At 70.1% G+C, this 10544-nt stretch carries 12 protein-coding genes; 5 read left to right on the top strand and 7 right to left on the bottom strand.

Translation table 11 applies throughout. The features are described from left to right. Nucleotides 1-307 precede the first annotated feature (307 nt). From folP to rlmE, 3 genes are all read right to left on the bottom strand, one after another. Nucleotides 308-1207: a dihydropteroate synthase gene (gene folP / locus A7A76_RS15475; protein WP_206412020.1), complete on the bottom strand. Its 900-nt coding sequence runs from the start codon at nt 1205-1207 to the stop codon at nt 308-310. A 287-nt stretch (nt 1208-1494) separates the two neighbouring features. Further along, nucleotides 1495-3339, bottom strand: coding sequence for an ATP-dependent zinc metalloprotease FtsH (gene ftsH / locus A7A76_RS15470; protein ID WP_428995166.1), 1845 nt, complete (start codon nt 3337-3339; stop codon nt 1495-1497). A gap of 227 nt (nt 3340-3566) precedes the next feature. Continuing rightward, on the bottom strand, nt 3567-4214 hold the full coding sequence (gene rlmE, locus A7A76_RS15465) for a 23S rRNA (uridine(2552)-2'-O)-methyltransferase RlmE (protein WP_206412018.1): 648 nt from the start codon (nt 4212-4214) through the stop codon (nt 3567-3569). An 81-nt stretch (nt 4215-4295) separates the two neighbouring features. Between rlmE and yhbY the strand changes: the two genes are divergently transcribed. From yhbY to A7A76_RS15445, 4 genes are all read left to right on the top strand, one after another. Continuing rightward, on the top strand, nt 4296-4601 hold the full coding sequence (yhbY, locus tag A7A76_RS15460) for a ribosome assembly RNA-binding protein YhbY (RefSeq protein ID WP_074863607.1): 306 nt from the start codon (nt 4296-4298) through the stop codon (nt 4599-4601). 97 nt (nt 4602-4698) lie between these two features. Next, on the top strand, nt 4699-5073 hold the full coding sequence (locus A7A76_RS15455) for an Mth938-like domain-containing protein (protein ID WP_206412017.1): 375 nt from the start codon (nt 4699-4701) through the stop codon (nt 5071-5073). 24 nt (nt 5074-5097) lie between these two features. Then, nucleotides 5098-5676, top strand: a complete 579-nt coding sequence (locus tag A7A76_RS15450) for a D-Ala-D-Ala carboxypeptidase family metallohydrolase (RefSeq protein ID WP_206412016.1) — start codon at nt 5098-5100, stop codon at nt 5674-5676. A gap of 88 nt (nt 5677-5764) precedes the next feature. Continuing rightward, entirely contained in the window at nt 5765-6352 is a 588-nt protein-coding gene (locus A7A76_RS15445) for a hypothetical protein (RefSeq protein WP_206412015.1), read from the top strand. A 146-nt stretch (nt 6353-6498) separates the two neighbouring features. Here the strand turns inward: A7A76_RS15445 and A7A76_RS15440 are convergent, their stop codons facing one another. From A7A76_RS15440 to surE, 4 genes are all read right to left on the bottom strand, one after another. Continuing rightward, nucleotides 6499-7290, bottom strand: a complete 792-nt coding sequence (locus tag A7A76_RS15440; RefSeq protein ID WP_206412014.1) for a peptidoglycan DD-metalloendopeptidase family protein — start codon at nt 7288-7290, stop codon at nt 6499-6501. Between the two features lie 85 nt (nt 7291-7375). Next, nucleotides 7376-7987, bottom strand: a complete 612-nt coding sequence (locus A7A76_RS15435) for a YqaA family protein (protein WP_206412027.1) — start codon at nt 7985-7987, stop codon at nt 7376-7378. A 64-nt stretch (nt 7988-8051) separates the two neighbouring features. Next, nucleotides 8052-8732, bottom strand: a complete 681-nt coding sequence (locus tag A7A76_RS15430) for a protein-L-isoaspartate(D-aspartate) O-methyltransferase (protein WP_206412013.1) — start codon at nt 8730-8732, stop codon at nt 8052-8054. Beyond that, entirely contained in the window at nt 8729-9523 is a 795-nt protein-coding gene (gene surE, locus A7A76_RS15425) for a 5'/3'-nucleotidase SurE (protein WP_206412012.1), read from the bottom strand. The genes A7A76_RS15430 and surE overlap by 4 nt, the downstream gene beginning before the upstream one ends. Before the next feature lie 165 nt (nt 9524-9688). Between surE and A7A76_RS25910 the strand changes: the two genes are divergently transcribed. Further along, nucleotides 9689-10429 carry a helix-turn-helix transcriptional regulator gene (locus A7A76_RS25910; RefSeq protein WP_206412011.1) on the top strand — a complete coding sequence of 247 codons (741 nt, stop codon included), beginning with the start codon at nt 9689-9691 and terminating at the stop codon, nt 10427-10429. Nucleotides 10430-10544 lie beyond the last annotated feature (115 nt).

Genomic DNA, 10544 nt, shown 5'->3' with positions numbered 1-10544 from the left:
TTGGGACACACGCGCGGGAATCGGGTTCCACGCCTTATGCGGCGCGGCTTTGGAGAGATTGGCGATTTTTTGTCCAGGCCGGATCGCGAGCGCGCGAAAGCACATCGCCACTGCGCCGCGATGCCGCGCCCGCCGGATTTCTTCGAATCTTCGCCGGCGCCGCATCGTCGCGGCTCGCCGCTATCCACACCGCCTGTGGACAAGCATGCGGACAGCCGCGTTGGAATCGGGTTTCACGCCTTGTGCGACAAGGCTTCTACGAGTTTGATCATTTTTTGTCCAGGCGCCGCGGACGGGCGTCGCCGCCTCAATCCTCGTCCGGCCACTTCGGCATTGCCGGCGCGGCCGCGCGCTGCGGCTGGGCCTGCGCGGCCACCGCCTCCCACACCTTGAGCGCGTCCACGGTCGCGGCCACGTCGTGCACGCGCAGCAGGCGCGCGCCGCGCTGGGCGGCGATCAGGTGCGCGGCGACCGAGCCGTGCACGCGCTCGCGCGCGTCCTCGCGGCCGGTGAGCTCGCCGATGCTGCGCTTGCGCGAGAGCCCGGCCAGCACCGGCACGCCGAGTTCGCCGAAGCGCTCCAGCTGCGCCAGCAGGGTCAGGTTGTGCTGAAGCGTCTTGCCGAAGCCGAAGCCCGGGTCGACCACGATGCGCTTCTTGGCGATGCCGGCCATCTCGGCGGCGAAGATGCGTTCGGCCAGGAACCGGTGCACTTCGGCCACCACATCCTCGTACTGCGGCTCGTGCTGCATCGAGCGCGGCTCGCCCTGCATGTGCATCAGCACCACCGGCACGCCGAGTTCGGCGGCCGCGTCCAGCGCGCCGTCGCGGCGCAGGCCGTAGACGTCGTTGATCAGGCCCACGCCGGCGGCGACCGCGGCGCGCATGACCTCGGGCTTGGAGGTGTCGATGCTGATCGGCAGCGAGGTTTCGCGCGCCAGGCGCTCGATGACCGGGATCACGCGCCGCAATTCCTCCTCCACCGCCACCTCCGCCGCGCCGGGCCGGGTGGACTCGCCGCCGATATCGAGCAGGTCGGCGCCTTCGGCCGCCAGTTTCAGGCCGTGCGCGACCGCGGCCTCGAGCGTGTCGTGGGCGCCACCGTCGGAGAACGAGTCGGGGGTGACGTTGACGATGCCCATCACGCGCGGGCGGTCGAGCTTGAGCGCGCGGCCGTTGCAGTCGAGGGTCGGGGACAGGTCGAACATGGGGCGGGTCCGGAGGCGGCTAGTACCGGAATGCTACCCGCTCGCCTGCCCGCGCTGCCGGGATCTCCCCCCCTGTAGGAGCGACGCAAGTCGCGACCGCGAATTTGGGCACCGGCGCAGGCACGAGGTCGGGATCGCGGCAAATGCAGGGTTCGACGCAGGTGGGATGTCGCGGTCGCGGCTCGCGCCGCTCCTACAGGGAGATACGGGGCTGTCGCGCAGGAGCAAAAAACAAAAACGCCGGGGGAGCCCGGCGTTTTTGTTGGTGCGCGTTGAACGTAACTTCGTTAGGTCTGCGCCGCCGGCCCGCCGATCGCGCCGCCGGGGCGGTTGTCGTCCTTCGACACCTTGCCCGACTTCGCCCAGTCCGCCGGCGGACCCGGCTCGCGGCCGGCCATGATCGCGTCGATCTGGGTCGCGTCGATGGTCTCGTACTGCAGCAGCGCCTCGGCCATCACGTGCAGCTTGTCGAGGTTGTCCTTGAGGATCTGCGAGGTGCGGCCGTAGGCCTTGTCGAGGATGCCGCGCACCACTTCGTCGATCTTGCGCGCGGTCTCGTTGGACACGTTCTTGTGCTGGGTGACCGAACGGCCGAGGAAGACTTCGTCCTCTTCCTCGCCGTAGGCGATCGGGCCCATCTCGTCGCTCAGGCCCCACTTGGTGACCATGTTGCGGGCCATCTTGGTCGCGCGCTCGATGTCGTTGGACGCGCCGGTGGTGACCTTGTCGCCGCCGAAGATCAGCTCCTCGGCGACGCGGCCGCCGTACAGCGAGCACAGCTGCGACTCGATCGCCACGCGGTTCATCGAGTACTTGTCGCCTTCCGGCAGGTACATCGTGACGCCCAGCGCGCGGCCGCGCGGGATGATGGTGACCTTGTAGACCGGGTCGTGCTCGGGAACGATGCGGCCGACGATGGCGTGGCCGGCCTCGTGGTAGGCGGTGAGCTTCTTCTCGTCCTCGCTCATCGCCATCGAGCGGCGCTCGGCGCCCATCAGGATCTTGTCGCGCGCCTTGTCGAAGTGCTCCATGCGCACTTCCTTGGCGTTCTCGCGCGCGGCGAACAGCGCCGCCTCGTTGCACAGGTTGGCCAGGTCCGCGCCGGAGAAGCCCGGGGTGCCGCGGGCGATGGTCATCGGCTCGACGTCCTCGTGCAGCGGCAGCTTGCGCATGTGCACGCGCAGGATCTGCTCGCGGCCCTTGACGTCGGGCAGGCCGACCACGACCTGGCGGTCGAAACGGCCCGGACGCAGCAGCGCCGGGTCGAGCACGTCGGGACGGTTGGTCGCGGCGATCACGATCACGCCTTCGCCGCCTTCGAAACCGTCCATCTCGACCAGCAGCTGGTTCAGGGTCTGCTCGCGCTCGTCGTGGCCGCCGCCGAGGCCGGCGCCGCGATGGCGACCGACCGCGTCGATTTCGTCGATGAAGATGATGCACGGCGCGTGCTTCTTGGCCTGCTCGAACATGTCGCGCACGCGGCTGGCGCCGACGCCGACGAACATCTCGACGAAGTCGGAACCGGAAATCGAGAAGAACGGCACCTTGGCCTCGCCGGCGATGGCGCGCGCCAGCAGGGTCTTGCCGGTGCCCGGCGGGCCGACCATCAGCACGCCGCGCGGGATCTTGCCGCCGAGCTTCTGGAACTTGGACGGATCGCGCAGGAACTCGACCAGCTCGCCGACTTCCTCCTTGGCCTCGTCGCAGCCGGCGACGTCGGCCAGGGTCACCTTGACCTGGTCCTCGCCCTGCAGCTTGGCGCGCGAACGGCCGAAGCTCATCGCGCCCTTGCTGCCGCCCTGCTGCATCTGGCGCATGAAATAGACCCAGATGCCGATGAACAGCAGCCACGGCAGCACGTTGATCAGGATCATGATCAGCGACGGGCCGCTCGACGGCGGGGTCTGGTCGGTGACGACCTTGTGGTTGATCAGGTCGTTGATCAGGTACGGGTCCTGCACCGCATAGGTGGTGAACTTGCTGTCGTCCTTGCGCGTCCCGCTGATCGTGGTGCGATCGTCGGAAAACCTGATTTCCTTGATCCGGTCGTTCTGCACCTGGGAGACGAACTGGTCGTAGGGGACGACGTCGGTGCCGGCGTTGCGCGGGCCGAACGCCTGGAACACCACCATCAGCACGACGGCGACGATCACCCAGAGCAGCAGATTCTTGGCCAAATCGTTCATTTGTTTCCTACCCTGCGGCCCCGCGGGGCCCGTGGCCGCGGACGCCTCGTGCGCCCGCGGTAACCGCCAGATTGTCACACCGACCGCCCCGGTACATCTGCCCGCGGCGGCGCCGTTCACGAACCGGCTCGTTCAGCAAGCCGGCCGGCACGGCCTGTCCGGGGCGGCCCCGGTCAGGTCGGCGTCGCCCGTTTGCCCTGGGCCAGCGCATAGACCTCCGGCGACCGCTTGCGCGAGGCCGCCGGCTTGCGGATCGAGACCTTGGCGTAGCGACGGCGCAGTTCGCGCACGTAATCGTCGAAGCCCACGCCCTGGAACAGCTTGATCAGGAAGGTGCCCTCGACCCTCAGGTGCCGGTCGGCGAAGTCCATCGCCAGCTCCGAGAGGTGCATCGCCCGCGGCAGGTCCACCGCGTCCACCCCGCTCATATTGGGGGCCATATCGGACAGGACAAGGTCCACGACCTGGCCGTCCAGGCTCGCCTCGAGCTGCGCCAGCACCGCATCTTCGCGGAAATCGCCGTGAATGAACTCGACCCCGGCCAGGCCGGGCATGTCCAGGATGTCCAGGGCGACGATCCGGCCGGGCTGCCTGGGCCACAGCCGCTCCATCTCCTGGCGGACCCACTGCGACCAGCCGCCGGGGGCGGCGCCGAGGTCGACCACGACCATGCCGGGCTTGAGCAGGCGGTCGCGTTCGACCAGTTCCTCCAGCTTGTAGGCCGCGCGCGAGCGCAGCCCTTCGGACTTGGCCTTCTTCACGAAGGGGTCGGAAAAGTGTTCCTTGAGCCAGCGTTGGCTGGACTTGCTGCGGGTCGCCATGGGCGCGGGCGGCCGTTCCGGGTGGGGGTTGGGGACGCCATGATACCCTGAGCGCCCTTTCCGCTTAGTTCGTGTGTCCCGATGCCGACCCTGCTGACCTCCGCCCAGACCCGTTTCCTGCGCGGACAGGCCCACGATCTCAAGGCCATGCTGCAGGTGGGCGGCAAAGGGGTGACCGATGCCCTGCTCGCCGAGGTCGACCTGGCCCTGGAGCACCACGAGCTGATCAAGGTCAAGGTCGGCGCCGAGGACCGCGAGGCCCGCGACGCCCTGATCGACAGCATCGCCGAGCGCACCGGCGCCGCCCTGGTCCAGCGCATCGGCCACACCGCCGTGCTGTACCGGCCGAGCAAGGACAAGCGCCAGATCGTGCTGCCGCGGGCGTGAGTCGAAAGGGGGACCACGGAACCGGCAAGGGTTTGAACCTCCCGCCCGGGTCTTCGGTTCCGGCCATCCCCCAGTCCCCACTCCCCGTTCCCGCCCTATGCAACTGACCCTCGAACGCCCCGACCACGAGTTCTTCCTGCGCGGCGCCGACGGGCGCATGGCGCTGGTCAACGACCGCCGGCTCGAGCGCAGCTTCATCCTGGCGCCGAACGCGCTGATCGAGGACTGGGCGGTCAGCGACGTGCGCACGCTGCGCATCGAAGACCTGGAACCGCTGTTCGCGCTGCAGCCGGAGCTGATCGTGCTCGGTTGCGGCGGCGCCCAGGCGTTCCCGCCCGCGGCGACCCTGGCCGCCAGCCTGGCGCGCAAGGTCGGTCTGGAATCGATGACCAACGCCGCCGCCGCGCGCACCTTCAACGTGCTCGCCGGCGAGGGCCGGCGCGTGGTCGCCGGGTTCGTGCTGGGCGGCTGAATGCGCGGGCCGGGCAGCGCCTCGTTGCTGCTCGCGATCGGCGCCCTAGCCTGGCTGGCCGGCTGCGCGCCGGCCACGCCCGAGCAGCGCTTCGAACTTTGGCGCACCGGCGTCCGTGCCGATCAAATCCGTGCCTATTCCGATTTTCTCGTCCTCCACGGGGTCGCCGCCGTCGCCCCGCTGTCGCAACAATTGCGCAGCGGCCGCCACTGGCGCCGGTGCGGCGCAGAGGAATTCGCGCTGCCGCCGCGTGAGTCCTGGCCAGCCAGCGCGGCCACGCTGCACCTGATCGCCGAACTGCGCGCGGCCGGGTTGATCGACGGCGCGCGCATCGTCTCGGGCTACCGTGCACCGGACTTCAATCGCTGTGAAGGCGGCAGCGACGGCAGCCGGCATCTGTCCGGCGGCGCCTTCGACCTGGAACTGCCCACCGCCACCGACGGCGCGGAGCTGTGCGCGTTCTGGCGCCGGCGCGGCGCAGCCACCGGCTTCGGGCTGGGCTTCTACGACCACCGCCGGCTGCATGTGGACACCGCCGGCATGCGCAGTTGGGGCCTCGACTACACCCGCAAGACCTCGCCCTGCCTGGCAAAAGCCACCTGAGCCCGCCCCGGATTGGCGCCGCCGCACCCGCGGCGTTATAACGGCAAAGACGCATCGGACCGCCGCGATCCCCCGCGCAAGGTGGCGCATGACCCACGACAGCCAGGCCGCCGCTCCCGCGGCGGCGCCCGCCCCCGCTCCCGCCGACGGCGTGCCGCTGGACGAGCGCGAGCGCGCGTTCCTGCGCGCCAGGCAATCGACCGGCGCGCCACGGGTGCTGTGGTGGAGCGTCGCGTTGGGGGTGGTCTGCTTCGTGCCGGCGATCGTCTTCGAGCCGGATTTCCGGAATGTCTGGGCGATCGCGGGAATCGGCGTGGCGCTCGGCTTCCTGGCCATGCTCGCCGCGAGCGAATCGTACGACCAGGCCAGCCTGCGCGAGGATCTCGCCGCCGGAGTGAAGCTGTGGCGCGAAGGCGTGCTCACCGGGGTGATGAAACGCGACGACGGCGAGAGCTGGCCGCCGATCTACTGCCTCTACATCGACCTCGACGGCGACGACCCCGGCGTGTCGACGCGCTTCTCGGTGCCGTGGCACTGCTACGACGCCGTCCACACCGATCAGCGCGTGCGCATCGCCTATTCGCCCAAGTCGCTGCGGTTGTTGAATCTGATCCAGGGCGAGTACGACTACGTCGCGGTGAATCGGCAGTTCGACGTGCATCCGCCGCCGCCTTGAGCGCGGGCTTGTGGCTGTGCGATCCCGGCCGGCGGGAAAGCATCGGGCCTGAAGGCCCTCCTACAAGGGCCTAGCCCGCTGTTACGGGAGGGCCTTCAGGCCCGACGCCTTTCGATCCGGCTTGGCCGCACGCCGCCCGCCGCGCCTCACTTCGCCGGCAGATACAACAACGGATCCACCGGCTTGGCGTTGTAGCGCACCTCGAAATGCAACTGGTCGCGCGCCGCGCCGCTGCGGCCCATCTCGGCGATCTGCTCGCCGGCCTTGACCAGTTGGCCTTCGTTGACCAGGCGCTTGCGGTTGTGGCCGTAGGCCGACAGCCACTGCTCGTTGTGCTTGACGATGATCAGCTCGCCGTAACCGACCAGGCCGGTGCCCGAATACACCACCACGCCGTCGGCGGCCGCGCGCACCGGGGTGCCCGGCGCGCCGCCGATGTCGACGCCCTGCTTGGTCGGCTCGTTGGCGACGAAACGGCCCAGCAGCGGGCCGTCGGCCGGCCAGCGCCAGCGGATGCCGCTGTCGATCGGCGCGGCCGGCGCAGGCACGGGCGCGCTCGGGCGCGAGGCGGTCGAGCCGCCCGAGGAGGACGAACCCGACGAGGACGAGCCGCCGCGCCCCGGCGGATACAGCTTCAGGCGCTGGCCCGGATACAGGTTGTAGGGCGGCGACAGGCCGTTCCACGCGGCCAGGTCGGCGAGCTGGATGCCGTTGTTGGTGGCGATCCGGTACAGGCCTTCGCCGCGCTGCACGATCACGGTCGCGCCGGGCTTGGCCACCGACGGCCGCTGCGCCGGAGCCGAGGGGCGGCTGGCGCCGCCGCGCGAACCGCCACGGGAAGGTTCGCGGACGACCGTGCTCGAACATCCGATCAGCGTCAGCGTGGCCAGCAGGCAGGCGGCCATCGCCAGGGTCGGGGTTCGGGTCGTCTCGCTCATGGTGCTCCTCTTGCCGCGCCGCTCGCCGGGCGCGTGGTGTCTCGGATGTCCGATGCCGCCGGGCCAGTGTCGCCGGGCGCGCGCCTCAGCGCTGTGAATGCCAGACCAACACCGCGATGGCGACAACCACCACCGCGGTGGCGATCCAGCCGATCGGCTCGATGTAGCGCCGCAGCGCGGCTTCGGCGCGTTCGCCGCCGATGCGGATCGCCAGCGCGAGCAGGTACACGCGCTTGGCCCGGCCGATGAACATGCTCGGGATGTATTGCAGCATAGGCACGCCGACGATGCCCGACGCCCAGGTGAACACCTTCATCGGGATCGGCATGAAGCCGCCGAGCACCAGGAAGGTGAACACCGCCCACGGCGATTCGACCATCTTGGCCTGCACCGTGGCGATGCCGGCTTCGATCGACGGCAGCATGCCCAGCGCGGCGAACACCGGCTTGAGCGCTTCGAAGGCGTAATGGCCGAGCGCGTAGCCGACCAGCGCGCCGAGCATCGAACCGATGATGCTCAAGGTGGCGAACCAGAACGCGCGCCTGGGCTGGGCCACCGACATCGGCGCCAGCATCACCTCGGGCATGATCGGGAAGATGATCGCCTCGACGAAGCTCAGCCCGGCCAGGTACGCCGGCGCGTGGCGGTGGCGGGCCCAGGTGATGGTGCGCTCGTAGAGCGGTCCGAAGATTTTCAATGCCATGCGGAAGGTCGGCTCTGGGAGAGTCGGCGGCGGCGGCCGCGAGGCCGCCTCGAGGAAGTCAGTCGATCATGCCCGACAGCAGCGGCACGAACACCACCGGCGCGAGCGTGGTTTGGCTGATGTTGCCGTCCGCGTCCTTGCGCAGCTTGAGCAGCGATTGCGACGAGGCCGCGCCGACCGGCGCGATCAAGGTGCCGCCCGCGGCGAGCTGATCGGTCAGCGCATCGACCAGCGCCGGCGCCGCGGCGGTGACGATGATCGCGTCGAACGGGCCGTTCTCGGGCCAGCCGATGCGGCCGTCGTCATGCTTGCTGCGCACGTTGAGGCCGAGCTGGCGGAAGCGCTTGCGCGCGGTGCGCAGCAGTTCGCCGATGCGTTCGACGGTGTGCACTTCCAGCCCCAGCGCGGCCAGGATCGCGGCCTGGTAGCCCGAGCCGGTGCCGATCTCCAGCACCCTGCCCGGCACGCCGTCTTCGAACAGCGCTTCGGTCATGCGCGCCACCACCCACGGCTGCGAGATGGTCTGGCCGTGGCCGATCGGCAATGCGGTGTCCTCGTAGGCGCGCATCGCCAGCGCCTCGTCGACGAACAGATGGCGCGGCACGGTGCGGATCGCGTTGAGCACGCGCTCGTCGCGGATGCCGGCCTCGCGCAGGCGCTCGACCAGGCGGTCGCGCACGCGCTGCGAGGTCAGGCCGCTGCCGATGGCTTCGGGCTGCAGGCGCATGCGCTGGATCATGCGGCGCGCTCCGGCGCCGGCGAATCCAGCGCCGCGGCCAGGCCGCCGACCCAGCTGGCGACCTGTTCCAGCGCCTGGTAGCGGGTCAGGTCGACGTGGATCGGCGTGATCGAAATATTGCCGGTGCGCACGGCGTGGAAATCGGTGCCCGGGCCGGCGTCGGCCTCGGCGCCGGCCGGGCCGATCCACCACCAGTCACGGCCGCGCGGGTCGGTCTGCTGGATGCAGGCTTCGGCGCGGTGGCGGTTGCCCAGGCGGGTGACTTCGAAACCGGCCACCTCGTCCCATGCCAGATCGGGCACGTTGACGTTGAGGATGGTGTCGGCCGGCAGCGGATCGGTGCGCAGGCGGGCGATGATCTCTACCGCCGCGCGCGCCGCGGTCTGGTAATGGCGGCCGTCGTGGTCGGCCGCGGCCAGCGACATCGCCACCGCCGGCAGGCCGAGGAAGCGGCCTTCCATCGCCGCGGCAACGGTGCCCGAATAGATCACGTCGTCGCCCAGGTTGGCGACGGTGTTGATGCCGGAGACGACGATGTCGGGTTCCACCTCGAGCATGCCGCTGAGCGCGACGTGCACGCAGTCGGTCGGCGTGCCGTGCACCCGCCAGGTGGTCTCGTCGAGGCGGGCGACCCGCACCGGCATGTCCAGGGTCAGCGAGTTGCTCGCGCCGGAGCGGTCGCGGTCGGGCGCGACCACCAGCACTTCGTGTCCGGCCTCGCGCAGCCCCTGGGCGAGGATGCGGATGCCGGGCGCGTCGACGCCGTCGTCGTTGCTGACCAATACGCGCATGAGACTCCGCTGACGGAAAGACAGACGTGGGGGAGCCCCGGATGATACCCGATAGGGCGGCGCCCTTCCCGCGCGGCGCCGCGCCGACGCCGCGCGGCGGGCGTATGTATGATGGCCCGACCCGCCGGAAGCAGGTGACCAGCACCGCATGGAGTCCAACGCCGCATGGAGTATTGGGACCACATCGATCGGGTGATGCGCGCCGCCTCGCTGGACGAGGTGAAATCGGCGACATCGGCCTTCTCCCGCGCCGTGGGTTTCCACAACCACGGTTACGCGACCAAGCTGCGCGAGCCGCTGCCGGGCGGTTCGGACTTCGTGTTCTTCGAAGACTTCGACAGCGACTGGTCCAAGACCTACCCGGCCCTGGCCGCGCCCAACGCCGAGCGCAGCGACCCGCGCATCACCCTGTCGCGCGAAGGCCTGCCCGCGGTGGCCTGGAATTCGCGCGGCCGCACCACCTGGGAACCGCGCCCGCAGCTGTACCAGATCGGCCGGCGCACGCTGATGGCGGCCGGCGAGTTCGGCCTGCACGGCGGCATCACCGTGCCGAGCTGGTCGCCGGGCACGCAGTGGTCGTTCACCACGTTCACCCTCAATGTGCTCGCCGACCCGCGCGAGCTGACCCACACCCTGGGCCAGGCCACCTACTTCGTCAGCTGCATGCACGCGGCGATGGACCGGCTGCTGCGCCGGCCGCGCCATGCGCCGCGGCTGAGCGAGCGCGAGTGCGAGGTGCTGCGCTGGTCGGCGGTCGGCAAGACCTCGTGGGAGATCTCGATGATCCTGCAGATCAGCGAGCGCACGGTGAACTTCCACCTGCAGCAGGTGGCGCGCAAGCTCGGGGTCAAGGGCCGGCGCGCGGCCTGCGCGCGCGCCGTGGCGCTGGGCCTGATCGCGCTGTAGGCGGCGCGCACGCCGCTGCGGCGACGCGATCGGTTTTGCCGAACCTGCCGAATCGACGCCTGCGGCGAGCGCCGCGGGCGCGCCCGCGCGGCCGCGATACAGCGCCGGCGCGCCC

Origin of the sequence: Lysobacter enzymogenes (genome assembly GCF_017168095.1) — a bacterium.
GTDB lineage: Bacteria > Pseudomonadota > Gammaproteobacteria > Xanthomonadales > Xanthomonadaceae > Lysobacter > Lysobacter enzymogenes_D.
Note: the sequence above shows the minus strand (reverse complement) of the source record. Positions and strands in the feature narration are given on the sequence as shown.

Coding starts and splice junctions, on each gene's coding strand:
- A7A76_RS25910 (WP_206412011.1), top strand. CDS start 9,689: ATGGAGTATTGGGACCACATCGATCGGGTGATGCGCGCCGCCTCGCTG.
- A7A76_RS15445 (WP_206412015.1), top strand. CDS start 5,765: ATGACCCACGACAGCCAGGCCGCCGCTCCCGCGGCGGCGCCCGCCCCC.
- surE (WP_206412012.1), bottom strand. CDS start 9,523: ATGCGCGTATTGGTCAGCAACGACGACGGCGTCGACGCGCCCGGCATC.
- folP (WP_206412020.1), bottom strand. CDS start 1,207: ATGTTCGACCTGTCCCCGACCCTCGACTGCAACGGCCGCGCGCTCAAG.
- rlmE (WP_206412018.1), bottom strand. CDS start 4,214: ATGGCGACCCGCAGCAAGTCCAGCCAACGCTGGCTCAAGGAACACTTT.
- yhbY (WP_074863607.1), top strand. CDS start 4,296: ATGCCGACCCTGCTGACCTCCGCCCAGACCCGTTTCCTGCGCGGACAG.
- A7A76_RS15430 (WP_206412013.1), bottom strand. CDS start 8,732: ATGATCCAGCGCATGCGCCTGCAGCCCGAAGCCATCGGCAGCGGCCTG.
- A7A76_RS15440 (WP_206412014.1), bottom strand. CDS start 7,290: ATGAGCGAGACGACCCGAACCCCGACCCTGGCGATGGCCGCCTGCCTG.
- A7A76_RS15455 (WP_206412017.1), top strand. CDS start 4,699: ATGCAACTGACCCTCGAACGCCCCGACCACGAGTTCTTCCTGCGCGGC.
- ftsH (WP_428995166.1), bottom strand. CDS start 3,339: ATGGTGGTGTTCCAGGCGTTCGGCCCGCGCAACGCCGGCACCGACGTC.